This is a genomic window from Aeromonas cavernicola, from assembly GCF_002795305.1.
In the GTDB taxonomy this organism is placed as follows: domain Bacteria; phylum Pseudomonadota; class Gammaproteobacteria; order Enterobacterales; family Aeromonadaceae; genus Aeromonas; species Aeromonas cavernicola.
In genome coordinates this window covers 17,815-42,144 of record NZ_PGGC01000109.1, presented here as the reverse complement: position 1 = coordinate 42,144, position 24,330 = coordinate 17,815, and the positions used below count along the sequence as shown (strand labels likewise).

Here is a 24,330-nt window from a genome sequence, read left to right as displayed (position 1 = left end):
AAAAGCGGCTGTTCTCCCTTTATTACAAAAATACAAAACATCCTTATAATGGCCACATCCTACGTAGTGCACGGATGGAACCCAATTTCGCAGGAATAAGGATACAGCCAATGAAACACTTCGAAGTTAATTTCGACGGTCTGGTCGGTCCGACTCATAACTACGCGGGTCTCTCCTACGGTAACGTCGCTTCGCAAAGCAATGCCCATGCCATCTCCAACCCACAAGAGGCGGCAAAACAGGGGCTACTCAAAATGAAAGCGCTGACCGAACTTGGCATGACCCAAGGCGTGCTGGCCCCCCAAGAGCGGCCCGACCTTGCCACCCTGCGTCGCCTCGGTTTCACCGGCAGCGACGGCCGGGTGCTGGAGCAGGCAGCCAAGCAGGCGCCTGCCGTGCTGGCAGCCTGCTATTCGGCTTCCAGCATGTGGACTGCCAACGCCGCCACCGTCTCCCCCAGTGCCGATACCCAAGATGGCCGCATTCACTTCACCCCAGCCAACCTCACTAACAAGTTTCACCGCTCCCTCGAGCCCGATATGACGGGTCGTATCCTGCGCGCAGTGTTCAACAATGAGCGCTACTTCAGTCACCATCGCCATTTACCAGACAATGATCACTTCGGTGACGAAGGGGCAGCCAACCATACTCGACTTTGCCGTGCCTACGGCGAAGCGGGGGTTGAGCTGTTTGTTTATGGCCGCAGCGCATTTGATCACGCCCGCCCAGCACCGCAACGCTATCCGGCTCGGCAAACCCTAGAGGCGAGCCAAGCCATCGCCCGTCTGCACGGCCTAGACGACGAGAACGTGGTATTTATCCAGCAAAATCCGGCCGTGATCGACCAAGGTGTATTCCACAACGATGTGATTGCGGTGGGCAACCAAAATGTACTGTTGTTCCATCAGCAAGCGTTCCTCAACACCGCGGAGGTGTTGGCCGACATTCGCCATAAATTTGGTGAGGGGGAGCTGCACTTTATCGAAGTGCCAACTGCGGAGGTGTCGGTACGAGATGCGGTGACATCATATCTCTTTAACACCCAGATCCTCACCTTACCGAACGGTGATATGGCCCTAATTGCCCCCACTGAATGCCGTGACAATCCTACGATCGCGCACTATCTGGAGACACGGCTGCGCAACGACACCCCCATCAGCCAAGTGCACTATCTCGATGTAAAACAGAGTATGCGCAATGGCGGTGGGCCAGCCTGTTTGCGATTGCGGGTAGCGATGAATGACGAGGAGCTCGCAGCCGTCAACCCAGCGTGCCTGATCAACGACCGTCAATTAACTCGGCTGGATCAATGGATCACACGCCATTATCGAGATCGCCTAAGCCTTGACGACCTGCGTGACCCCGCCTTAGTCGAAGAATCTCGTTGTGCGCTTGATGAGCTAACCCAAATTCTCAAACTAGGCGCTATCTACCCATTTCAACGCTAACAAAGCCATTGGGATAAGCCACCGGTTGCCACCTGATAGTGTACCGATGGCAACCTGTATGCTGGCCATCGCCTCAGCGATCCCCACCATCAATCGTGCTCATCAAAAAGCCAGCAAGTTCACACTGGCTGGCTGTTGCGGTGTATCTACCCGACTGATTTTTCTAAGCGGGCTTACCAGAGCGCATCCACCTTAACGCCACGGGCTCTGCTGCCATAAACGACCAAGCCCTGTTGCCAACGCTTGAGCCCCCTGCTGTCCCAACTTTTGGGCCAAGCTTTTCGGTTTGCGATAGCTGACACCGATCACCTTATGCTGGCTGGCCTGCGCCAACAGATAGTCATCACTGGTAGAGAGGAGATCCACCAGCCCTAACGCCTTGGCCTGACTCGCCAACCAGTGCTCCCCTGTCGTGACCTGATCGATATCGAGTTGTGGTCGATGTTCGGCGACAAATGCTTTGAACTGCTGGTGAATGGCGGCTAGCTCTTCGCGAAACTTCTCACGACCCAGATCGTCGTTCTCACCGAACATGGTGATGGTGCGCTTGTATTGACCGGCCGTGTGCATCTCAAACTCAATATCATGTTTTTTCAGCAACTTATTGAAGTTGGGTAGCTGGGCGATCACCCCGATGGAGCCAACGATCGCAAAGGGTGCCGCGAGGATTTGATCCGCCACACAGGCCATCATATAACCACCGCTCGCCGCCACCTTGTCGATGGCAACAGTGAGTTTGATCCCCTTGTCACGTAACCGCTGCAGCTGGGATGCCGCCAATCCATAGCCATGCACCACCCCCCCGCCAGATTCAAGTCGTAGCAGTACCTCGTCACCGGGCTGTGCAACACCAATGACCGCGCTCACCTCTTCCCGCAGCGAGGCGACCTCTTTTGCATCCATGCTGCCGTTAAAATCGAGGACAAACAGGCGACTGCGATCATCTACCGCCTTATCACGCTGCTTTTGCTGCGCTTTATGCTGCTTCTCCAGCAGCTTGCCCTGCGCCTTGTCGGCCAGTGCCAGTTGCAATTGGTAACGCCCTTGCTCAAGTTCGCTAGAGAGATCGGTGACCACCAACTCCCCCTTACGAGCCCGTGGCTGACGGCTGCTCATGACCAGTACGATGAGGGCTGCGATGGCGAGCAAACAGGTCACTATCTTGGCCAGAAACAGGCCATATTCGGTCAAAAATGTCACGATGGACTCCATAGACGGTCGATTTGTTGCACATTCTAGGGACTTTGCTCAGCTTGCGCAAAGAAACGAATCGAGCCTCCTAAAAAGCCATCTTATTGATTACAACCCCGCTATTTTATTCACTTTTTTGTGCCCCTTGCTGGTCAAAGTGGCTCGCAAATCAGTACACTTGGCCACTATTATCATGCTCTTATGCCCCTTATTGCCTACAGGAGTTGCCATGCTTGATTATCAGGCCCCCTGCGATCTGCTTAAAGACAAAGTCATTCTGGTCACCGGCGCCGGTGACGGCATTGGCCGAGAGGCAGCCCTGACTTACGCTGCCCACGGAGCCACGGTGATCTTACTTGGCCGCACGAGTGCGAAACTGGAAGCGGTGTATGACCAAATTGAGGCGGCCGGCCACCCGCTGCCCGCCATCGTGCCTGTCGACCTGAAAGGGGCGACGGCGGCACACTACCGTGGTATGGCGGAAACCTTCTCCCAGCAGTTTGGCCGCCTTGATGGTGTGCTGTTCAATGCTGGCCTACTGGGCACCCTCTCCCCCTTCGAACATATTCAAGAAAAAGAGTGGGATGAGGTGATGCAGGTGAACGTAAAATCGGAATTTTTGCTCACGCAAGCCCTGCTGCCACTGCTGCGCCAAAGTGCCAAAAGCCACGGTGATGCCACCATCATCTATACCTCTTCGAGTGTGGGCCGTAAGGGCCGCGCCTATTGGGGCACTTATGCCATCTCTAAATTTGCCATTGAGGGGATGATGGAGGTGCTTGCTGATGAGTTGGAGAACACCGGAGTTCGCGTAAACACCCTCAACCCCGGCGGCACTCGCACTAAGATGCGGGCCAGCGCCTTTCCCGCCGAAGATCCGCAAACCCTCAAAACCCCTGCCGATTTGATGCCACTCTATCTTTATCTGATAGGGCCAGACAGTCGCGGCAAAACCGGCCAAACTTTTGTGGCTCAGCCCAAATAGTTGACGAAAAAAATCTATTCCCTGCGCGGCTAGCGTTACATTAATAGGGTGCGGTAACCCCCTAACAGGTACAGGGCGAGCAGACCCTGTACCATTCGATAGCCACCTAATCCTCAATCAGGTTGAGTTATGTTTCGTCCCAAAAGCACTTTTGAGCAATGGCGGATCTTTCAAGCAGTGGTTGACTATGGCGGCTATGCCCAAGCTGCTGAGGCGCTGAACAAAAGCCAATCAGCCCTCAATCATGCGGTTGCGAAATTACAACAGAGTATCGGCGTCCCTCTCTTGGAGGTTCGTGGCCGTAAAGCGGTGTTAACCCCAGCAGGGGCGATTTTCCTCAAGCGAGCTCGTCAGCTAAGCCAACAGATGGAAGAGTTGGAACTGTTGGCCAATAACCTTGAACGACAGTGGGAACCGCAGATCAATCTCTATGTCTCAGCGCTTCATCCACGGGCTCGGCTCTACCGCGCGCTGGTCCAGTTCTATCCTCGCAGTCGTGGTTGCCGCATTAATCTGCATGAGCGTATTCACTGCCATTTCAATACCTTGCAAATGGGCGATCTGATGATCACCGAGCACTTGCCGACCGAACATACCGGCTTGCTGCTCGATGAGGTCTGTCTCATTCCAGTGTGCGCGGCGACTCACCCGCTGGCGAGCCAGCCATCGCCCCTCAACACTGACGCGCTGGCCAACTATAACCAACTCAGCCTCCACCCTCCGATCCACCGCTCCGTTGATTGGAACGATGCCGACGACACCGGCTGGCGGGCGACGCACTATCACGAAGTGATGACCATGATAGCGATGGAATTGGGATACGCCTGGCTACCTCGACACTTGATCGAGGCCGAACTGGCTGCAGGTAAGCTGGTCGCGCTGGATCTGGAAAGTGGCAGTGAACGCCATGTTTATACCTACCTGTTAACCCTTGCGCCGGAATCGCTCGGCCCTGCCGCAGAGTTGCTGCTACGCTGCCTGCGCAATGAGTATCAAGGTGAGCAGGGCAAAACGCGCTAAACGTTTGGCACCCGCCAGCAGGCGACCAGCGCTGCTAGCGCTAATCCGGTCGCCACGATAAAGACCCCGTGAAAATTCCACACTTCGGCTACCCCTCCCGCAATGGCCCCCGCCATGATCGAGCCAGTTCGGATACTGTTGGTAAATAAGGTAGTGGCTACCCCCGTCCGGCCCGGCATGAGATCCTGAAAATATGACATGCCGATCCCTGCCACGATGCCGACGAAAATGGCATTGAGTAGCTGCAAGGCCAGCAGCGCCGTTTGACTAGATAAGGTCACTAACCCCACGTAAAACGCCAGCCCTGCTCCCACCGCCACTAGCAGCATGGGCCGCTTGCCAACACGGGCGGTGTAATAACCCGCCAATAACATGAAAGGGATCTCGATGGCGGCTGCTGTTCCCATCAAAAGACCCGCCAATCGCTCTTCTAATCCCAGCTCACGGGTAATGTAAAGGGGCATATTGATGAGGTACATGCTGTTACAGGTCCACATCAGGGTAGAGGCGATAAACAGCGCACGTACCGCCGGATCACGCCAACTACTGACCCGCTCCTGATCCGGGTCTTGGGCGGGCCGAGGAATTGATGGGAGCCAGCGCCACACAACCACCGCACAGAGCAGATACGCACACGCCGAGGCGAGATACATCACGTCAAAGCCATAGCCGATAGCCAGTGCAAAGGCGAGCGGTGGGCCAATGACCCACGCTAATGAGAACTGGGCCCGCAGCACTGAGCTGAACATGTCAGCTCGCTTGTTGTGGCGGTCGGCATACTCCCGCGCTAAGGCAAAGAGCTGGGGACTGGCGGTAGAAGCCAAACTGGCCAGCAGCACCCCCACACTCACCAGTAGCCAGTAGTTGCGATGCCAAGCAAACAGTAACGAGAGCGCGACTCCAGCCAGACAACAGCGCAAGATCAACTGCTTACGATCCCCTTTGCGATCGGAGCGATGACCAAGCCACTGGCTGATCAAGATACCCACTACTGCATTGACGGTATAAAACAGCCCCACCAGAAAGGGGCGAACTTGTACCTCTTTGGCTAAAAATAGGCTCAACGTTGGCACCTGCAGTGCCACCGCCATCCCCGTTATGAAGGTCACCGCCACAAACGAGAGCGAGACAGGATCTGGACGGCGGGCTAGCGCCATCAATAACGCCATGGAATTTACCCTTTGTAGGATCGAGCAGGACGGGCGGGATAACCCGACAACCGTATGAAATAGCGGCATTTATCTTATTCACTATCGAGATCTGGCTCAAGGTTATCACCCTGCCGCTTGCCGCTTGCGAGGCGAGCTGCGACCTCGTACAGTGAAGGCCCATCGGCCAGCACCAGGAGTTCGCATGTTTGATTTTGATCAGGAAATAGACCGCAGTGGCACCATGAGCCTTAAGTGGGACAAGTACAAGGGGCAAGATGTGCTCCCGATGTGGGTCGCCGATACCGATTTCGCCGCCCCCCCCGCCGTAGTAGCAGCGCTCACCGAGCGGGTTGCTCACGGCATCTTTGGCTATTCTCGCCCCTCGCCTCGCCTGATCGAACTCATTATGCAACGAATGGCGAGCCGCTATCACTGGGATATTCAACCAGAGTGGCTGGTGTTTCTGCCCGGCGTCGTACCAGGCCTGAACTTAGCTTGCAAAGCGTGGAGCCAGCCTGGTCGAGGTATCGTCACCCCCAAACCAGTCTACTACCCCTTCTTGCAAGCACCGGGTTTTAACGATCGCCCACTGCTCACCGTCCCCATGGTGTTAGAGGCGGAACGCTGGGTACTGGATCTCGCAGAGTTAGAGCGCCAAGCCCCTTCAGCCGATCTGCTGCTGCTGTGTAATCCGCACAATCCGGGGGGCACCGTTTTTACCCGTGCTGAGCTGCTGGCTATCGACGCCATCGCCGAACGCCATAATCTGGTGATTTGCTCCGATGAGATCCACTGTGATCTGTTGCTTGATAAGCAAGCTCGTCACATCCCCTATGGCGCCTTAACCCCTGCCGCAGCGGAGCGCTCAGCGGTGATGATGGCCCCCAGTAAAACCTTCAACATCGCTGGGCTGTGCTGCTCGTTCGCGATCGTGCCCAATGCCCGCCTGCGCCTGAAATTGCAGCAGGCCATGCGTGGCATCAGCGCCGATGTTAATCTGCTGGGCTTTGTGGCCGCACAAGCTGCCTACCAAGAGGGGGAACCTTGGCTCAGCGAGCAACTGGACTACTTAGCTGGCAACTTGGCACTGATTGAACAAGCCGTCAGCCGCTGGCCTGGCGTCACCTTGGCTAAGCATCAAGCGACCTATCTCGCTTGGATCGATGTCAGTGCTCTTGATCTAGCAGACCCAATTGCCTTCTTCGAGCACGTCGGGGTGGGCCTCTCCCCCGGTGCCCAGTTTGGCGATGGCCAGTTTGTTCGTCTCAATTTTGGCTGCACCCGCGCCACACTGACGCAAGCACTGCAGCGGATGGAACAGGCTATTTTAAACCGCCCCTGATAGCTGAGCGATCTCGCTAGCAGAGCGACCAAGTCAGTGCGAGGAGGAAGATCACAACGCAGGGAGATACGCCAGCATCCGCGACGCACAGCGATAAGGAAAGTTGATGCGGCAAATAGTACAGCCGTCACCCAGCGATCATGTCGGTATGTTTGACGCCGACCTGATGATCGGCAGATGGCTGCAACAGCCTTGCATTACTAGCCAGTCACCGCACATCACGACGTTATCTAGCACAACAAAAATGCGCCCCAATCGAATTCGATTGGGGCGCATTTTTCACGGCAACAAGTGCTAGTTAGAGGCTTTGTGTGAAGGTACGAGTGACAACATCACGCTGCTGCTCTGGGGTCAGTGCATTGAAGCGCACCGCATAGCCAGAAACACGGATGGTCAACTGCGGATATTTTTCTGGATTGGCGATGGCATCTTCCAGGGTCTCACGGCGCAGTACGTTCACATTGAGGTGTTGGCCACCTTCGACAACAGGCTCAGTTTGCACCGGTAATTCACGGTATTCGAACTGCCCGAGGTCAGCCAATGGGACTTCTTGATCAGCAGAAAATAGATCGCCTTTGACACAAATGCAGCGAGCTTGTTGCTTCTCTTCATCCAGCAGCCAGAAAGAGTTCAACAGGGTGCTATGTTCGGCTTGCGTAATTTGAATGCCTTTAATCATGGTAGGGCTCCTCGATAGGACAACAGACTCGACTGTAAGGAAATTACCCTGCTGTATTTAAGTTACCGTGTTGATACTCAGCTGACTTAAGAGGGGCTTGCCTTACACCTTTATTTTGCTGAGTTCATGTATACCATGATGATCAAGTTACAAAAATTGACCCAAATCAATAAAACCTAAATTTCACCGTGTTTTTTTGATTAAATCATTGAGCATAATCAAAAAAACCAACAATTAATGAGTCGATAAGATGGATAAATTCTACATCTTTTATTTATCAAATCTAGTAAGTTAACTACATATTTACTGGGCGATATCATAAATGAGATACAAAAGGAACTTGCCAAATCCAGATCCTTGGCCTAGCACTGAGGGTCTATCCCTGCAGGCGTGATGGGCTGTAGTGGCATAGTGAAGGTGGTCACCCATGGCGCCATCACAAACACGCCTATCGGTCAGGACGACCCTGATCCTTGCTGAGGAAAAATGATCCGCGCTCATGTCACGGTGATTGCGGCAAGGCAGAAGGTGGCGAAGGTCGCAGGTAAACCGAAATAACTTGGCTGGCAGGCTGCCAATCACACATGCCACCTGTTGGTAGCAGACCCCGTGGCGGTTCGCCACGGCATCCGGCCAAATATGATGGCCCTTTAAGCGACCTCAGAAACGTGTGGTAGGGAGAGTCGGTTAGCGAGTGCTTGATAATGTTGGCTAATTTGCCCACCAAACAGCGGGTCATCCATGGATTTATGGTGCCAATGTTGCTCCAGATAACGCCAGTCATCCTCTGTTAAGGCGCTGCGTAACAGTGGAAAAATAACGCCCTCTTCATAATTCATGTGACTTTCTTGCAGCGCGATAAAGCGCTCCAACTTAGCGGTAAATTGCTCAAGCGGGATCACGGCATCGAGCAAAATCACCTCGACCATCCCTTTGAGTTCAGCCCCAGCTTCCAATAACGTGGCATGCTCTTGATGCAGCCGATTAGCGATCTCCCCTTCGACGACTCGGTATTTCAGATAGTGCTCATAGATGAGATCTTCCTTGGGGTGATGATGCTTGTCAGATACGTCGCGCAGATAATTGATGACATCGCGCACCAAAAAGTAACTGATGGTTTTTTCAGTGCGAATAGCGGCTAACTTATGCTTAAGCAAGGCCAGCAGCCGGGTGATATTGAGATGATCCTCATGCAAGCTCGATAACATATGCACTCCTTGGCACTTAATGAAACCGTCAATTACCTGAGCATACCGTTATCTGCAGGGCAAATATTGTACTGGATCAATAGCAGACTGACTTCCAGTCGATCTCAACTTGGTTTTGTTGTGCCAATAGCCGATTAGCTTCAGAAAAATGGCCGCACCCAATAAAACCTCGGTGGGCGGAGAGTGGGCTGGGGTGAGGGGCGGTCAACACATAATGGCGCTGACGATCAATAAAACGCCCTTTTTTCTGGGCATGCGCGCCCCACAGTAGAAATACAACACCTTGGCAACTGATATTAATTTGTTCAATCACTCGGTCGGTAAAGGTTTCCCAGCCCAAATGAGCATGAGAGTGCGCCATGCCTGCCTGTACAGTCAAAACCGTGTTAAGCAACAGCACGCCCTGCTTGGCCCACGATTCAAGAAAACCATGATTGGGGGTGACAAACCCAGGGAGGTCCCGTTGCATCTCTTTATAAATATTGACCAGTGAAGGTGGCGTTCGAACGCCGGGTAAAACAGAAAAACAGAGGCCATGGGCCTGATGCGGGCCATGATATGGGTCCTGACCCAGGATGACGACCTTCACCTGATTTAACTCGGTTAACTTGAATGCGTTGAATACGTCACTCGCGGGGGGATAGATTATCTTGCCCGCCTCCCGCTCAGCTCTGACGGCAGACAATGTACTTTTGAAGTAGTCTTTCTCTTTTTCAGAACCAATAACATCACTCCAATTTAGCACTGCAAAATCCTCACTGGCCAAGGTAAAGCGCTCAGGATAGGGGGCCAGCTAACAAGACGCAACCACCGCCGATTGACGGCGTGATTGAGCCAACACAGAGCGAATATCAGGTGCACATAACATGGTGCTTTCCCTTTGGTCGTCACCAGAGGCAGCTCATTCATGCGGGCAGTTTAGGCGGGGGTTATCAGGCTATCTCTTGGGCCATGGTGACAACAAGGCGCTGACCCATACTGGACGATACAGCATCACCCGACGATTCACAGGATGGGCGATGTAGTGACCGTAATCTTGCTTGCTCCTGAGCACCAAGAGAACCTATTATTCCGGCCCTGCTGTTCGAGAGCGTTGTATGTCTGTTACTGATTTGGGGCAAGCCCCGCTTTCCCGCCTGTTTTTACGCTATGTCACACCGACAGTAGCCGCCATGTTAGTCACAGGTATCTATGTCACGATCGATGGCATCTTTGTCGGCCATCTGCTGGGGCAAGATGGCTTGGCGGGCCTGATGCTTGCCTACCCTATCTGCGCCGTGCTTTATGCCGTAGGAGCATTGATCGGCATGGGGGCCTCTGCACTGGTCTCTTTTTATCTGGGTAAGAACGAACACACCAAAGCCCGCCATATCGTCGGTAATGCCCTCGTGATGGTGCTCCTCAGCTCCCTCGTGCTGAGCAGTCTCGGGATCTACTATGGCGAAGCCATGTTGGCTTGGATGGGCGCGGAAGGTGAGATCTTTAGCGCAGGGCTGGCCTATCTCCAGGCTTATGCGTGGCTTGGTTTCTTTGCAATACTTTCAATGACATTCAGCTCATTGCTGCGCAACGATGGCCGGCCCGGTTTTGTGACCATCATTATGGTGCTAGGAGGGCTGATTAATGTTGGGCTCGATTATCTACTGATGGTTGTTTTTCCGTTTGGCTTAGCAGGGGTGGCGACCGCGACCATGTTGTCCCAAGCCGTGACTGGCAGTCTCTGTTTATGGCATTTCTTTACCCCCCGCAGCACGTTACGGATTGGTTGGGACACATTATTCCCCAATTGGCAACTCATGCTCGAAATGACGCGGCTCGGTACTTCCAGCTTACTCATGTACCTCTATTTATCGGTGGTACTTGCCCTGCACAATAAAGCACTGCTCGTTGTTGGCAGCTCATTACATATCGCCGCCTATGGCGTGCTCAGCTATACCGAAGCATTCTTCTATCTCATCTTTGAAGGCATCGCCATGGGTATCCAGCCGATCGCCAGCTACAACGCTGGGGCGGGTCACTGGCAACGGGTGATGCGGATTCGCAATCTAGCACTGGGGATCACCTTGGTGATCGCCCTGTGTGGCATGGTCCCACTCTATATATGGCCTGAAGCGGCCGTCTATCTGTTTGCCGGTGACAATCCTGCCTTACTGCCTGTCGCAACGCTGGGGATCTGGCTCTACTTCTGGGGATTACCGATGGAAGGGTTATTACTCGTCGGGGCAACCTACTTCCAAGCCATCAATCGCGCTCGTATTGCCTCCTTACTCACTGGAGGGAAACTGGTCTTTATTGGCGGATTTTTGTGGGGATTTTCGACATTGTGGGGCGTTGCCGGAGTCTGGTTAGCACTCCCCACTTGCAGCACACTGTTGGTACTGCTGATGTGGCAAGCGATGCGGCAAGAAGCCGCATTACACAGAGGGAAAGGCTGACTTAAGTCAATCCCAAATCATCAACATAAAAAAAGACCAGCTAATGCTGGTCTTTTTAGTTTAATGGTGCGGAAGGAGAGACTCGAACTCTCACGCCTAGGGCGCCAGAACCTAAATCTGGTGCGTCTACCAATTTCGCCACTTCCGCAAATTTTCAATCCTACTCGCGATTTTAACGATGTCTGACTATCAACATCACTAAAACGCTCGACCGCACATCACGATAACCACGGTCTAAATATGGCTGGGGCACTAGGATTCGAACCTAGGTATGGCGAGATCAAAACCCGCTGCCTTACCGCTTGGCGATGCCCCAACAACTAAATGGTGGCTATGACGGGATTCGAACCTGTGACCCCCGCATTATGAGTGCGATGCTCTAACCAACTGAGCTACATAGCCAACTTGCGTCCAGTGAGGAGTTGCTTCGTCACTGTGCGGGCCGAATTATGCGTATCTGGCTCTAGGGCGTCAACCCTTTTTTTGCCAGAAAAACGCAATTTGAGTGCGTTTGACCAGATATTGGCCTCTGTTGCGCAAAAGGCCAACAATCTGGTTTTTTTTAAGACATGGCCATGATTGCACGGGCAATAACAAATAAAAAACAGGCCAGCAAATGCTGGCCTGGCATGGGATTAGACGTTGAACAGGAAGTTCATGATATCGCCATCTTTGACGATGTACTCTTTCCCTTCCGCACGCATCTTGCCCGCTTCCTTGGCGCCTTGCTCACCCTTGTAGGTAATAAAGTCGTCAAAGGCGATGGTTTGGGCGCGAATAAAGCCTTTTTCAAAGTCAGTGTGGATCTTGCCAGCCGCTTGCGGGGCAGTGGCTCCAACCGGGATAGTCCAGGCACGCACCTCTTTCACGCCGGCGGTGAAGTAGGTCTGCAGATTGAGCAGCTCATAACCGGAGCGAATAACACGGTTCAGGCCCGGCTCTTCGATACCCAGATCAGCCATGAACTCAGCGCGATCTTCATCGTCCAGCTCAGCGATGTCCGCTTCGATGGCGCAGCAGACCACCACCACGACCGCGTTCTCGGCGGCAGCAATCTCGCGCACCTTGTCCAGATAAAGGTTGTTCTCGAAGCCATCTTCCGCCACGTTGGCGATATACATGGTGGGTTTCAGGGTTAAGAAGTTGAGGTGGCTCACGGCGGCCAGCTCGTCTTTCTCAAGCTTCAGACCACGGATCATCTGGCCGTTTTCCAATGCGACCTTGACCTTCTCCAGCACCTCCACTTCCAGCTTGGCATCCTTGTCGCCGCCTTTGGCGCGCTTGGACTGGCGGTGAATAGCACGCTCGCAGGCATCCAGATCCGACAGGGCCAGTTCAGTGTTGATCACTTCGATATCATCCGCAGGGGAGACCTTGCCGGCAACGTGAATGATGTTCTCGTCGTCGAAGCAGCGCACCACGTGGCCGATCGCCTCGGTTTCACGGATATTGGCCAGGAACTGGTTGCCCAGACCTTCACCCTTGGAGGCACCAGCAACCAGACCTGCGATGTCGACGAATTCCATGGTGGTCGGTACAACGCGCTGCGGATTGATGATGGCCGCCAGCTGATCGAGGCGGGGATCCGGCATCGGCACCACACCAGTGTTCGGCTCGATGGTGCAGAACGGGAAGTTGGCGGCTTCGATACCGGCCTTGGTCAGCGCGTTGAACAGGGTGGATTTGCCTACATTGGGCAGGCCCACGATACCGCATTTAAAACCCATGGATTGTTACCTTATTGATGGATGCTATTGAGGGTCGCCCGCAGGCGGCCCATGTCATGCTTTATTCGGCCTTGAAGCTGTGTAAACGGTTCATGGCCTTGGTCATATCTTGTTTGAACAGGATATCGGTGGCGCGCAGGGATTCGTCCAGCGCGGCGTCGATCAGGCTCTGTTCACTGCTGGGGGCCTTGGTCAGGACAAAGCCTGCCACTAACTCTTTGCTGCCGGGATGGCCGATCCCAAGACGCAGCCGGAAGAAGTTATTGTTGTTGCCCATCTTGGCGATGATGTCCTTGAGGCCATTGTGGCCGCCATGGCCACCACCCTGCTTGAATTTGGCGATGCCCGGCGGCAGGTCAAGTTCGTCATGGGCCACCAGCATCGCTTCCGGCTCAATCTGATAAAAACGCGCCAGTGCGGCCACCGCCTTGCCAGAGAGGTTCATATAGGTGTGCGGGATGAGCAACCGCACATCCTGCCCCTCAACGAGGATGCGGGCAGTATGGCCGAAGAACTTGGGCTCTTCACGCAGGCTGACATTGTGCCAGCGGGCCAGTTGCTCCACATACCAAGCGCCCGCGTTGTGGCGGGTTTTGGCATATTCCGGGCCGGGGTTGCCCAGTCCGACGATCAGTTTGATTTCGCTTGTCACGCTTGATGTCTTCGCTCGCAGCTGCCGTGGGCACACTACCCAAAGCAATAGGACGCGATATTCTAGCCGCCGAGTGCCAATCACTCAACCAATGTACGGCTGCTCATGATGAGGTAGCAGGCGTAGTGGTGTCGTGAATGTCGCCATCTGCCATACGGTCATGACGTTACCCGAGCATATAATGGTGCCATCGACGAGCGAGCTGCCGACTGCAACGCCCTACCCATCCTTGTCAAAAGAAACGTCAGTCACGCACCTAGGTCAGGGAGACGCTGATGATAAACTGGGCCGATAAACCGTGGGATCATCAGTGAACAAGCACGCTCTCTATCTCCTGCCATACTGGCTAAAGTATCGCCAAGTGATTGATGTACCTATAGACTGTTGTTTTTTCTTGCCCTATAATTCACGCCGCAAAACATACGCTTCGGCCCCTTAGCTCAGTTGGTTAGAGCACTCGACTCATAATCGATTGGTCGCCCGTTCAAGTCGGGCAGGGGCCACCAAATTCAGCAAGGCGCAGCAGGTGATTCACCGCTGCGCCTTTTGCTTACTTGGCATTTGGGGTGTCATGGCCGCTGTTGAGGTGATGCTTGGATAAAATCGTGATGGTCTGCTCCTCCTCTCGTCCCCCCGCAAATGACACTATCGGTCTAGTTACCTTCCCCTACAGCTGCACAGCCGCGTGATGACCCCTGCGGCAAGCTCGATCGCTTATCAGGTGCTCAAAAAATAAACCCCCAAGCAGCGCTTGGGGGTTTATCAATCACTGAGATGATGGGCGGCTCTTTGCCGATCAACCTTTATAGATCTTGGGGTTAAACACGTCCCGCAGCCAATCCCCCAGCAGGTTGATGACCAGCACCAGCACCACCAGGCAGATGCCTGGGAAGGCGGTGATCCACCAAGAGCCGGAGAAGATGTAGTTGAAACCGACGCTAATGAGCGAGCCCAATGACGGCTGATCGACCGGCATCCCGAGCCCCAAGAAGGAGAGTGCGGCCTCACTCATGATGGCATTGGCCACCTGCACGGTGGAGATAACCAAAATGGGTGACAAGCAGTTAGGCAGAATGTGGCGGAACATAATGCGCGGGGCACGGAACCCCATCACCTTGGCCGCTTCCACATACTCTTTCTTCTTCTCCGCCAACACCGAGGCCCGCACGGTACGGGCATATTGCGGCCACTCGGCGATACCGATGATCACCACCAGCATCATGATGGCGAACTTCGAGTAGAACTCGGAGCCAAAGGTTGCCTGAAAGATCGCCGAGATGATGATCGCCACCATCATGGTGGAGAACGACAGCTGCACATCAGCAAAACGCATCAGCAGACTATCGACACGCCCGCCGAAATAACCGGCGATCAGACCGATGACGATGCCGATCACCAGCTGCAGCGCCACCGCAAACAGACCGATAGTGAGCGAGATACGGGCGCCATAGAGGATGGTGCTCCAGATATCGCGGCCCTGGTTATCGGTGCCGAGCCAGAAACGCGCTTCGCCGCCTTCCAGCCAAGAGGGCGGTAACTCGGCATCCATCAGATCGAAGGTTGTTTGGTCATAGACGTTGTGCGGGGCCAACCAAGGCGCCAGCAGTGCTGCCAGCACAAACACCATGAACACCGCAAAACTGAACATGGCTACCTTGTCCCGCAGGAAGTAGTAGACGATGTCAGAGTTCTTGAATCGCGCCCAACGGCTTGGGCTTGCAGTTACAGCATTAGTCATCTGTTACCCCTTGGCAGTTAGGTTAACGGTCGGGTTGATCAACCCATATAGCAGGTCGACCAAGGTATTGGTCACCACAAAGATCAGTCCCACAAAGATGACGTAGGCGGTGATAAGAGGGGTATCAACCCGGTGGATCGCCTCAAGGAACAGAAAACCGGTACCCGGCCACTGGAATACGCTTTCGGTCAGGATGGTGTAGGCCACCATGGTGCCAATCTGCACTCCACCGACGGTAATCACCGGCAGCATGGTGTTCTTGAGGGCATGGCTGTAGTAAACCTTGTTGTTGTCCAAGCCTTTGGCGCGGGCAAACTTGACGTATTCCGAGGAGAGCTGTTCGAGCATCTCGGAGCGCACCAATCGGATAAACAGCGGCAGCATGATCGAGGAGAGCGACACCGCCGGCAGGATCAGGTGCAAGATACCATCCCAAGTGAAGAAGCCCGACTCCCAACCCAACAGGTTGTAGGTCTCGCCACGGCCATAGGCCGGCAGCCAGCCCAGCTGGATCGAGAAGAGATACATCAGCATGATGGCCGTCAAAAAGACGGGGATCGAAATACCGATACTGCTGGCAGCCATGATGAACTTGGTGCCAACGCTGCGCGGACGGATGGCCGAATAGACCCCAAGCGGGATCGAAACGGCAACGATGATCAAGGCAGCCGCAAAGACCAGCTCAAGGGTTGCTACCAGCTTGTCGAGGATCACCTCAAGGGCTGGTCGCTTGAAAAAATAAGAGGTGCCCAGATCCCCATGTACCGCATTTTGCAAAAAACGGCTGTATTTGACTAAAAAGGGATCATTCAGGCCCATTTTTTCGCGCAATTCCTGACGTTGAGCTTCGGAGACAGATTGTCCGACCAGCTCACGCAAGGGGTCCCCCAGGTTATCCTGGATGGAAAAGGCGACCAGGCTGATGACGAACATCACTATCACGGCCTGACAAAACCGTTTCAGCAGGAATGTAAACATGCTTGTCCTTCATACGTAGCTTGTGACGTAACACAGGCTCTATTTCATGAATGAAGTGACCATTGAGGTCACTTCATTCCACTCTTACTTCATGATGTGCTTACTTAGTGACCACCAAGTCACCCAAATAAGGGAATACCATGGCATTAGCGACCTGCTTGATGTCCACGTTCTTCTTGGCACCATAAGCCACGTTTTCCCAATGCAGCGGCACATAAGCAGCGTCTTCAATTAACAACGCTTCAGCCTTTTTCAGCATCTCGGCACGTTTGGCAGGATCGGTCTCGGTGTTGGCTTGCATCACCAAGTTGTCGACGTCGGTGTTGGCATTACCAGCACAGTTGTACTGACCCATGCCGGTTTTGGCATCTTTAGTGAAGGTCAAAAACTCAAACAGGTTGGCGCTGTCTTCGGTGTCTGAGTGCCAGCCAATCAGCTGCATATCAGCGGCACACTTATCAAACTCCGGCCAATACTGGGCTACCGGCATGGTCTTCAGATCCACCTTGATGTTGATCTTGGCCAGCATGGCGGAGACCGCTTGAGCAATCTTGACATCATTGACATAACGCGCGGCGGGCGAGATAAAGCTCAGCTTGAAGCCCTGCTCATAACCGGCCTCTTTCATCAGTGCTTTCGCTTTAGCCACATCATATTGCGGGGTCAGGGTGTCGTTATGGCCGACATAGCCTTGCGGACTCAGCTGACCGGCCGGTGTACCGAAGCCTTTGTTGATCTTCTCGACGATGCCTACCTGATTGATGGCGTAGTTGATCGCTTGGCGGACACGCTTGTCTTTGAGGGCTGGATTGGTGTTCTGATTCAGCTCGATGATGATGATACGCGTACCTGGCAGAGTCACCAGCTGGGTATCCTTACCATTTTTGACCCGTTCCAGATCGTTAGGGGCGACCGGATAGATCACATCTACGTCGCCACCCAGCAGGGCCGCAACACGGGTGGCGTCTTCTTTGATCGGCACCACAGTCAAGTTATCAACGTTGCCCTTAGAGGCTTTGTCCCAGTAGTTAGCGTTACGGGCATAGTCCAGCTTCACCCCTTGCTCACGGAACTTCACGGTGAACGGACCAGTACCGGAGACATTGGTCGAGGCAAAGGAGCTGCCGTTTTTAACGATCTCGGCCTTATCTTTACCCGCGTCGGTTTTGCCCGCATAGAACTTGGTATCCATCGGGAAGAAATAGGTCGCGGTCTGCAGCACCAGTGGGAATGGCTTAGCGGTAATGAAATCGACGGTATGGTCATCGATCTTCTTCACTTCGGTGATCGGCTCAAAAATCGCTTTGTAGTCGACCGAGGACTTCATCCGAGTCATGGTCCACACCACATCATCAGCGGTGAAGTCATTACCGGAGTGGAATTTGACCCCCTTACGCAGGAAGAAACGCACCGTGTTGTTATCGATGCGCTCAAATTTTTCCGCCAAACGTGGTTCAAACTGCATATCTTGGCTGTAGCGAACCAAGGGATCGAACACCAGATGAGACATCTCTAGAGTCTGACCAGACAGCTGCTCCTGCGGATCGAGCGACGTGGCATCGGAAGCAACAGCCACCTTGATGTCGGCGGCGCTGACATTAAAAGCCAGCCCAGCAGCAAACAGCGCCATCGCAATCTTGGATAATCCTTTTTTCATTTTTTTCTCCATGCGTCTTATTTTATTGACACTTAACATTGGCAAGCAAAGCTGATGAATAGGAACTTCCTAGCTTGCTATCTCTAGCCCCTCGCGGGACATTCCTTTGAACTCTGGCATCAGGGAAATCAGCTTGCGGCTGTACTCATGCTCAGCATTGGTAAACAACTTTTCGGTCTCGGCGACCTCGACCAAATGGCCGTGCTGCATCACCCCAATGCGATCGCACATCTGGCGGATCACCGGCAGATCGTGACTGATGAACAGCATGGTGAGCCCCAACTCCTGCTGCAGATCTTTGAGCAGGTTGAGGATCTGGGCCTGCACCGACACATCCAGCGCCGAGGTCGGTTCGTCGCAGATGAGGAAGCGCGGCCGCGTGGCCAGGGCGCGGGCAATGGAGATGCGCTGGCGCTGACCGCCGGAGAACTCGTGGGGATATTTCAGCCCGGCACGGCGGCCAAGGCCAACATGATCCAGTAGATCACCGACAATGCCCTCAATCTGGCTTTCACTACTGGCTAGCTGATGAAAACGGATCGGCTCGGCAATGATGTCCGCGACCTTCATCCGTGGATTCATTGATGAGTAAGGGTTTTGGAACACCATCTGCATCTGGCGGCGTAGCGGGCGACGCTCACCCTCGCCCTTAAGCGCCGTCAGATCGATCCCCTCGAACACGATCTTGCCACTATCAGGCGGATACAAACCGGTGATGGCACGGGCAATGGTCGATTTGCCGGACCCCGACTCCCCCACCAACCCAAAGGTCTCCCCTTCGAAGATGTCGAAGCTGATGTTGTTGCAGGCCTGCACATACTGGCGGCGGCTCGGGAACAGGGAGTCCTTGGTGACAAATTTAAGATCGACGTGCTCCACCCGCAGCAGCGCCCCTTGATAGGCCCGCTCGTCCTGACGTTGGCCAAGCCAATGGGTCTTAAGGTCGATTTGGGTATCCGGTGCACTGGCATCTTCGATATAAGAGACCAGTGGAAAGCGCACCAGCTTCACATCTGAGCGCGGCACTGCTGAGATCAGACTACGGGTATAAGGGTGGTTAGGTGCACCAAGTACCTGCTCGGTGCTGCCAAACTCCACCAGATCGCCGCGATACATCACCGCCACCTTGTCGGTGATGTTAGAGACCACGCCCATGTCGTGAGTCACCAACATACAGCCTACTTGCCGTTCTTTGCAGAGGGTACGGATAAGCTGGAGGATCTGATCCTGAATAGAGACGTCCAACGCCGTGGTTGGCTCGTCGGCAATAATGAGCTCTGGATCGCAAGAGAGCGCAATGGCAATGACCACCCGTTGCCGCATCCCCCCCGAGAACTGATGTGGGTACTGTTTAATCCGTAGTTCCGGCTGCGGTATACCCACAGCGGTCATCAATGCTAACGCTTTACTAAACGCTGCCTCACGGGAAAGCTCGGTATTAGCCAAGATGGTTTCAATCAACTGCTGTTCAACCGTGAACAGTGGATTGAGGGAAGTCATCGGGTCTTGGAAGATAAAACCGATACGTGAACCACGAATAGCACGCATCTGACGTTGGCTCTTGCCTGAAATCAACTCACCATTGAGGTAGATATCACCACGGGCGATGCGTCCCGGTGGACTAAGCAGATCAATAACCGCGTTGCCGATAGTCGATTTACCTGCGCCGGACTCACCTACGATGCCAACGATTTCCCCTTTTTCGATGGAAAAAGAGAGATTTTTAACTGCGGCCAACACCCCATAGCGGGAGGGGTACTCGATCGCTAAGTTTTTTACTTCGAGCAAGGACATGGTTACCTCTGCAGGGGACATTCACCCCCAATAATTCATCTGTCAATCAGCCACAGATGCCAGTCATGACCTTGGGTAAATAGAGACTCACTCTATGGGATGGTGGGACTAGCGATCTGGGCGGGGTTTTGCATTTTTCTTGGAATAACCCGCGAGTAACTTAGACGGTTTGCCCACGGGTGTAAATGATTGCGCTATACAATTTCGCAATATTTTGTGCAGGTAGTCATATGAAATTAAGGTTTAAATATTGGTTTTAAATTATTTTATAGATAATAAAACCAATTCATCCCCTTATTTGGCTTGTTCGCTTCAACAATAGCGCAACAAACAACAATATTCACTATTTCATGAATAACGTGATAACACCGATTAATAGTGAATATTTATGTTGAAATGTTAATTATTAGCACAATATATCAGTGACTAAAAATCCGGCAGGGTTAAATCGGGGGCACCTGACAAAAGTCACTCCCCCAATTGAGGCGCGTTAGGCAAACCAAACCGCGAATAATTGCATACAACACAAGGCCAACAGACCGGCAATCAGATCATCGAGCATGATGCCAAGGCCACCATGAATACGACGATCAAACCAAGAGATAGGCCAGGGTTTTAGCACATCAAACAGACGAAATAGCAGAAACCCCGCCAGCACCCACTGCCAGCCCGCAGGCGCCGCAATCATGGTGACGCCAAATCCGATTACCTCATCCCATACGATCGCCCCATGATCAGGCGCACCAATGGCATCGGTCGCACTTTGACAAATCCAGATCCCTGCCACAAATCCCACGACGAGTAGCGCAATAAACCAAGGAGTACTGAGGCCACTCGCGAGCAAATAGAGGGGAACTGCGGCAAGCGTCCCCATCGTGCCGGGTGCTTTAGGGCAAAGGCCGGAACCAAATCCCACTGCCAATAGGTGCAGGGGATTTTTCAGGCTCAGCCTTTTGAGCTCAGGCTTTATCATAAAAAAGGTCATGCGAAGTGATCCCATCCTTTAAGTTGCAACAGGATCGTTTGCTCATCGTAGTGATAGTCGATCCCAGGTGCACCGCTCACAATACGACCGATACGGGTGAATTTAACGCCGCAATTCGCTAGCGCCGTATCCAATGCACCACGGTGCTCTTCGGGCACCGTGAAGCAAAGTTCGTAATCGTCGCCCCCTGCTAATGCTAATTGCCACCCGTCACGCTGGGCGACGGCATCTTGCAACACAGGTGAAAGCGGCAGCAAAGTGAGATCAAGCTGGGCCCGCACCCCAGATGCAGTGAGGATATGGCCAAGATCGGAGACTAAGCCATCGGAAATATCGAGTGCGCTACTGGCCAGCCCACGCAGTGCTTGCCCCGCCAAAATCCGAGGATGAGGGTGGTCAAGCCGTGGCAACACGGCCGCCAGTTGGTTTTCATTGAGGGTGCGTTTACCCAAGAGATGAGAAAGTGCCAAGGCGGCATCACCTAAGGTGCCGGTCACATAGATACCATCGCCAACTTTGGCCCCACTGCGCAGTAAAGCGCGGCCAGCAGGGACTGACCCTTTGACCGATACAGTGATGGAGAGGGGACCACGAGTCATGTCGCCCCCCACCAGCGCCACATTGTAATACTCGGCAAGCTCAAGAAATCCTTCGGCAAAGCCGGCCACCCAAGCTTCGTTGATGGCGGGCAGGGTCAACGCCAACGAAACCCAGCGTGGCTCAGCCCCCATCGCAGCAAGATCCGAGAGATTGACCGCCAGTGCCTTATAACCTAAGTCGACTGGGTCCATGTCAGGTAAAAAATGAACACCGCTCACTAAGGTATCGGTACTCACCGCTAACTGGGTGTTCGCAGGCAACGTCAGCAATGCACAGTCATCACCAGGCCCCATCACCACGTCCTTGCGGGCATGATTGTGCTTAAAGTACTTCTCTATCAGTTCAAATTCACCCATACAGTAAAAAGCCAGCAATCTGCTGGCTCCTCTCTTAAATGGTCATCGACAGTAGGATCAACGCTTATTCAGCGACTTGATCACCTTATCAAGTACACCGTTGACAAACTTGTGGCTGTCATCGGCCGCGAACGCTTTCGCCAGCTCGATCGCCTCATTGATCACCACCCGTGGTGGCACATCATCACGGCGAGTTAGCTCATAGGTTGCCAACCGCAAGATTGCCTTATCAACCATGTCCACCTCTTCTAGCGGACGGGAGAGATAAGAAGCAAACGCCTTGTCCAGCTCATTGCAGTGGATAGCGACCCCAAACAGCAGATCACGGAAATAGCTCAGGTCTACCCCTTTGGTATCCTGATCGATCTTGAACTGCTCTTCGATGTCACCCACATTAGCCTTGGTCATCTGCCACTGATAGATGGCTTGGATGGCACAATGGCGGGCTTTACGGCGCTCAGACGGTTTCAATGTACTTCTCCTCGTTACACGTCCAGTTGTTGCAGGACGTTGATCATTTCGAGCGCCGCCAGTGCAGCCTCTGCACCCTTGTTACCCGCCTTGGTTCCGGCACGCTCGATGGCTTGTTCAATGTTTTCAGTGGTCAGCACGCCAAACGCAACCGGAATTTCATATTCCATCATTACTTGGGCCATGCCTTTGCTATTTTCGTTTGCCACCAGATCAAAGTGGTATGTGCCACCTCTGATAACCGTGCCAACCGCAACAATCGCATCATAGTGGCCACTCTTGGCCAGCTTCTTGATGACTAATGGCATTTCAACCGCACCCGGCACCTTTACCAAGGTAAGGTTGCCCTCTTGTACCTGGCCCTGACGAGTCAATACGTCTACGGCACCATTCACCAAACTGTCGTTGATAAAGCTATTGAAACGAGCAACGACAATCGCAATGCGCGCCTCGGGGGCGGCGATGTTTCCTTCGATAACCTTCATTGGCAATCCTGTCTCTGTGCAACCCAAAGGGCCGAGGTCAAAAGTGGCCGCATTCTAACACAGCCACCCTATTACCAAAACCAGCCAATAAATCTTGAGCGGAATAATTTATTGAGTTTTTACACTGTGATAAGGCGGGTGATAACGTGCGGCGACCTGCGTAGGTTAAAGCTTACACAAGTAACTTCATTGAATTTAAGTGGGCAGTAATTAGAAGGAGCTGATATGCCACACATAAGAGGGTCTGTCTTGATCGCCCTGATCGCAGCCGCCCCAGCCTATGCGAGTACCAGAATTATTAATGGCGACCTCGCCAACGCGCCCAGCTGGATGGTTGCGTTTGGTACGAGCAATCAAACAGAACCGTGGAAAAGCCAATGTGGTGGAACGCTGATAAATAGCGAGTGGGTCCTCACCGCGGCACACTGCGTAACGGCGGGGCTGCCACTCGAAGTGGCTGTTGGCGTCACAGATCTAACCACGCCGCATCAGCGAATCAAGGTCGATCAAATACTCATAGAAGAGACCTATCACCGAAATAGTATGTTTCCCCTGCTCGCCCTCCCAATACCTACATACGAAAATGATATTGCGCTGCTTCATCTCGCCTCGCCGACGACCAATACCCCTCTGGCGATTGCCGCAGAGAATATCAAACACAGTTGGCCGGATGGTACTCAGCTAAGAGCCTACGGTTATGGTGCGACGAACCCCGAAGGCAATAGTGAAAGCCAAAGCCAGCGCTCACTAACTGTCGAGCTCGCTTATAAAGGGGATACCGATTTATGGGTGAATGACCCAACAACCTCCCATATTTTTGCCGGTTACGTGCTAGGCAAAGACACCTGCCAAGGCGACAGCGGCGGCCCGCTTATTTTTAACAATCAACTAGTCGGCATTGTCAGCTACGGCCCCTCTCCCTGTGCGCAAACGAATAAAGCAGGTGGGTATACCTATGCGCCACAATTTGTAAATTGGATCAATGAGCAGCAAACTGCCCTGACCATTACCACACAGAGCAGCGTTGAGGTTAAAGTCAATGAACGTGGCTGGGCCCCATTCACCGTTGCCAATCGCACTGGCGACGTGGCAGAACTGAGCGATATGGGCGGCTCCGCTGCAGACCTGCGCACTGATTGCCCAGCCCAGCTGCAACCAAACCAGAGCTGCATGATTGAAGCCCTGTTCGAAGGCAAGTATGCGAAGAACACGATTAAACTAGAAAATGTCACCGTCGAGACTGCGATAAATGGCAATCGCAAACAGCTAAAGGCCGTGATGATAGGTAGAGTTAGTGCGGATCCGGTAGCCCCTCCACCGGTTCGCACATCAAGCAATGGCGGCGGTGCATTTGGTTTAAGTGCCTTGTTGCTGCTGCCCTTACTGTGGTTACGCCGGCGTAAGGCATAAACACTCGCGCATAAAAAA

The 24,330-nt window shown here is 53.5% G+C and carries 21 protein-coding genes and 4 tRNA genes; 7 read left to right on the top strand and 18 right to left on the bottom strand.

Features of this window, described 5'->3' with window-relative positions:
* Positions 1-110 precede the first annotated feature (110 nt).
* Positions 111-1,448, top strand: a complete 1,338-nt coding sequence (gene astB, locus CUC53_RS12630; RefSeq protein WP_100294484.1) for an N-succinylarginine dihydrolase — start codon at positions 111-113, stop codon at positions 1,446-1,448.
* 192 nt (positions 1,449-1,640) lie between these two features.
* On the opposite strand, the gene sohB is transcribed toward astB, so the two are convergent.
* Positions 1,641-2,648, bottom strand: coding sequence for a protease SohB (gene sohB / locus CUC53_RS12625; protein WP_100294483.1), 1,008 nt, complete (start codon positions 2,646-2,648; stop codon positions 1,641-1,643).
* A gap of 220 nt (positions 2,649-2,868) precedes the next feature.
* On the opposite strand from sohB, the gene CUC53_RS12620 reads away from it, so the two are divergent.
* On the top strand, positions 2,869-3,624 hold the full coding sequence (locus CUC53_RS12620) for a YciK family oxidoreductase (protein ID WP_100294482.1): 756 nt from the start codon (positions 2,869-2,871) through the stop codon (positions 3,622-3,624).
* A gap of 129 nt (positions 3,625-3,753) precedes the next feature.
* On the top strand, positions 3,754-4,644 hold the full coding sequence (locus tag CUC53_RS12615; RefSeq protein ID WP_100294481.1) for a LysR family transcriptional regulator: 891 nt from the start codon (positions 3,754-3,756) through the stop codon (positions 4,642-4,644).
* On the opposite strand, the gene CUC53_RS12610 is transcribed toward CUC53_RS12615, so the two are convergent.
* Positions 4,641-5,813 (bottom strand): MFS transporter, encoded by a 1,173-nt coding sequence (locus CUC53_RS12610; RefSeq protein WP_100294480.1) that lies wholly within the window; start codon positions 5,811-5,813, stop codon positions 4,641-4,643. The two genes, CUC53_RS12615 and CUC53_RS12610, sit on opposite strands and share 4 nt — an antisense overlap.
* A gap of 184 nt (positions 5,814-5,997) precedes the next feature.
* On the opposite strand from CUC53_RS12610, the gene CUC53_RS12605 reads away from it, so the two are divergent.
* Positions 5,998-7,137, top strand: coding sequence for a MalY/PatB family protein (locus CUC53_RS12605; protein WP_100294479.1), 1,140 nt, complete (start codon positions 5,998-6,000; stop codon positions 7,135-7,137).
* A gap of 298 nt (positions 7,138-7,435) precedes the next feature.
* Here CUC53_RS12605 and grcA read toward each other — a convergent pair whose 3' ends face one another.
* The 3 genes from grcA to ung form a co-directional block, all read right to left on the bottom strand.
* Positions 7,436-7,816, bottom strand: coding sequence for an autonomous glycyl radical cofactor GrcA (gene grcA, locus CUC53_RS12600; RefSeq protein WP_100294478.1), 381 nt, complete (start codon positions 7,814-7,816; stop codon positions 7,436-7,438).
* 650 nt (positions 7,817-8,466) lie between these two features.
* Positions 8,467-9,024 carry a hemerythrin domain-containing protein gene (locus CUC53_RS12595; RefSeq protein WP_100294477.1) on the bottom strand — a complete coding sequence of 186 codons (558 nt, stop codon included), beginning with the start codon at positions 9,022-9,024 and terminating at the stop codon, positions 8,467-8,469.
* Between the two features lie 76 nt (positions 9,025-9,100).
* Complete coding sequence (gene ung / locus CUC53_RS12590) at positions 9,101-9,769, bottom strand: uracil-DNA glycosylase (protein WP_100294494.1); 669 nt, start codon at positions 9,767-9,769, stop codon at positions 9,101-9,103.
* Positions 9,770-10,121: 352 nt separating this feature from the next.
* On the opposite strand from ung, the gene CUC53_RS12585 reads away from it, so the two are divergent.
* A complete protein-coding gene (locus CUC53_RS12585; RefSeq protein ID WP_100294476.1) occupies positions 10,122-11,459 on the top strand; it encodes an MATE family efflux transporter in 1,338 nt (445 codons plus the stop codon).
* Between the two features lie 64 nt (positions 11,460-11,523).
* Here the strand turns inward: CUC53_RS12585 and CUC53_RS12580 are convergent.
* The 5 genes from CUC53_RS12580 to pth all read right to left on the bottom strand — a co-directional run bounded on the left by CUC53_RS12580 (position 11,524) and on the right by pth (position 13,838).
* Positions 11,524-11,607 (bottom strand) — tRNA-Leu (locus CUC53_RS12580).
* Between the two features lie 93 nt (positions 11,608-11,700).
* Positions 11,701-11,775, bottom strand: a tRNA-Gln gene (locus CUC53_RS12575).
* Between the two features lie 9 nt (positions 11,776-11,784).
* Positions 11,785-11,861, bottom strand: a tRNA-Met gene (locus CUC53_RS12570).
* Between the two features lie 233 nt (positions 11,862-12,094).
* Positions 12,095-13,186: a redox-regulated ATPase YchF gene (gene ychF / locus CUC53_RS12565; protein WP_100294475.1), complete on the bottom strand. Its 1,092-nt coding sequence runs from the start codon at positions 13,184-13,186 to the stop codon at positions 12,095-12,097.
* A 61-nt stretch (positions 13,187-13,247) separates the two neighbouring features.
* Positions 13,248-13,838, bottom strand: coding sequence for an aminoacyl-tRNA hydrolase (gene pth, locus CUC53_RS12560; protein WP_100294474.1), 591 nt, complete (start codon positions 13,836-13,838; stop codon positions 13,248-13,250).
* Positions 13,839-14,267: 429 nt separating this feature from the next.
* Between pth and CUC53_RS12555 the strand changes: the two genes are divergently transcribed.
* Positions 14,268-14,344: transfer RNA gene (locus CUC53_RS12555), tRNA-Ile, on the top strand.
* Positions 14,345-14,634: 290 nt separating this feature from the next.
* Here the strand turns inward: CUC53_RS12555 and CUC53_RS12550 are convergent.
* The 8 genes from CUC53_RS12550 to ribH all read right to left on the bottom strand — a co-directional run bounded on the left by CUC53_RS12550 (position 14,635) and on the right by ribH (position 22,902).
* Positions 14,635-15,576, bottom strand: a complete 942-nt coding sequence (locus CUC53_RS12550) for an ABC transporter permease (protein WP_100294473.1) — start codon at positions 15,574-15,576, stop codon at positions 14,635-14,637.
* Positions 15,577-15,579: 3 nt separating this feature from the next.
* The gene (locus tag CUC53_RS12545; protein WP_100294472.1) at positions 15,580-16,554 is read right to left on the bottom strand and encodes an ABC transporter permease; all 975 of its coding nucleotides are present in this window, start codon (positions 16,552-16,554) and stop codon (positions 15,580-15,582) included.
* Positions 16,555-16,654: 100 nt separating this feature from the next.
* Positions 16,655-18,211, bottom strand: a complete 1,557-nt coding sequence (locus CUC53_RS12540) for an ABC transporter substrate-binding protein (protein ID WP_100294471.1) — start codon at positions 18,209-18,211, stop codon at positions 16,655-16,657.
* Positions 18,212-18,280: 69 nt separating this feature from the next.
* The gene (locus tag CUC53_RS12535; protein ID WP_100294470.1) at positions 18,281-20,005 is read right to left on the bottom strand and encodes a dipeptide ABC transporter ATP-binding protein; all 1,725 of its coding nucleotides are present in this window, start codon (positions 20,003-20,005) and stop codon (positions 18,281-18,283) included.
* A 490-nt stretch (positions 20,006-20,495) separates the two neighbouring features.
* Positions 20,496-20,990 (bottom strand): phosphatidylglycerophosphatase A family protein, encoded by a 495-nt coding sequence (locus tag CUC53_RS12530; RefSeq protein ID WP_100294469.1) that lies wholly within the window; start codon positions 20,988-20,990, stop codon positions 20,496-20,498.
* Complete coding sequence (gene thiL, locus CUC53_RS12525) at positions 20,987-21,946, bottom strand: thiamine-phosphate kinase (RefSeq protein WP_100294493.1); 960 nt, start codon at positions 21,944-21,946, stop codon at positions 20,987-20,989. The genes CUC53_RS12530 and thiL overlap by 4 nt, the downstream gene beginning before the upstream one ends.
* Positions 21,947-22,003: 57 nt before the next feature.
* On the bottom strand, positions 22,004-22,417 hold the full coding sequence (nusB, locus tag CUC53_RS12520) for a transcription antitermination factor NusB (protein ID WP_100294468.1): 414 nt from the start codon (positions 22,415-22,417) through the stop codon (positions 22,004-22,006).
* A gap of 14 nt (positions 22,418-22,431) precedes the next feature.
* A complete protein-coding gene (ribH, locus tag CUC53_RS12515) occupies positions 22,432-22,902 on the bottom strand; it encodes a 6,7-dimethyl-8-ribityllumazine synthase (protein WP_100294467.1) in 471 nt (156 codons plus the stop codon).
* A 249-nt stretch (positions 22,903-23,151) separates the two neighbouring features.
* Here ribH and CUC53_RS12510 point away from each other — a divergent pair, with 249 nt between their 5' ends.
* Complete coding sequence (locus CUC53_RS12510; RefSeq protein WP_157798266.1) at positions 23,152-24,312, top strand: S1 family peptidase; 1,161 nt, start codon at positions 23,152-23,154, stop codon at positions 24,310-24,312.
* The last annotated feature ends 18 nt before the right edge of the window (positions 24,313-24,330 follow it).

Coding starts and splice junctions, on each gene's coding strand:
- astB (WP_100294484.1), top strand. CDS start 111: ATGAAACACTTCGAAGTTAATTTCGACGGTCTGGTCGGTCCGACTCAT.
- CUC53_RS12620 (WP_100294482.1), top strand. CDS start 2,869: ATGCTTGATTATCAGGCCCCCTGCGATCTGCTTAAAGACAAAGTCATT.
- CUC53_RS12615 (WP_100294481.1), top strand. CDS start 3,754: ATGTTTCGTCCCAAAAGCACTTTTGAGCAATGGCGGATCTTTCAAGCA.
- CUC53_RS12610 (WP_100294480.1), bottom strand. CDS start 5,813: ATGGCGTTATTGATGGCGCTAGCCCGCCGTCCAGATCCTGTCTCGCTC.
- CUC53_RS12605 (WP_100294479.1), top strand. CDS start 5,998: ATGTTTGATTTTGATCAGGAAATAGACCGCAGTGGCACCATGAGCCTT.
- grcA (WP_100294478.1), bottom strand. CDS start 7,816: ATGATTAAAGGCATTCAAATTACGCAAGCCGAACATAGCACCCTGTTG.
- CUC53_RS12595 (WP_100294477.1), bottom strand. CDS start 9,024: ATGTTATCGAGCTTGCATGAGGATCATCTCAATATCACCCGGCTGCTG.
- CUC53_RS12585 (WP_100294476.1), top strand. CDS start 10,122: ATGTCTGTTACTGATTTGGGGCAAGCCCCGCTTTCCCGCCTGTTTTTA.
- ychF (WP_100294475.1), bottom strand. CDS start 13,186: ATGGGTTTTAAATGCGGTATCGTGGGCCTGCCCAATGTAGGCAAATCC.
- CUC53_RS12550 (WP_100294473.1), bottom strand. CDS start 15,576: ATGACTAATGCTGTAACTGCAAGCCCAAGCCGTTGGGCGCGATTCAAG.
- CUC53_RS12545 (WP_100294472.1), bottom strand. CDS start 16,554: ATGTTTACATTCCTGCTGAAACGGTTTTGTCAGGCCGTGATAGTGATG.
- CUC53_RS12540 (WP_100294471.1), bottom strand. CDS start 18,211: ATGAAAAAAGGATTATCCAAGATTGCGATGGCGCTGTTTGCTGCTGGG.
- CUC53_RS12535 (WP_100294470.1), bottom strand. CDS start 20,005: ATGTCCTTGCTCGAAGTAAAAAACTTAGCGATCGAGTACCCCTCCCGC.
- CUC53_RS12530 (WP_100294469.1), bottom strand. CDS start 20,990: ATGACCTTTTTTATGATAAAGCCTGAGCTCAAAAGGCTGAGCCTGAAA.
- thiL (WP_100294493.1), bottom strand. CDS start 21,946: ATGGGTGAATTTGAACTGATAGAGAAGTACTTTAAGCACAATCATGCC.
- ribH (WP_100294467.1), bottom strand. CDS start 22,902: ATGAAGGTTATCGAAGGAAACATCGCCGCCCCCGAGGCGCGCATTGCG.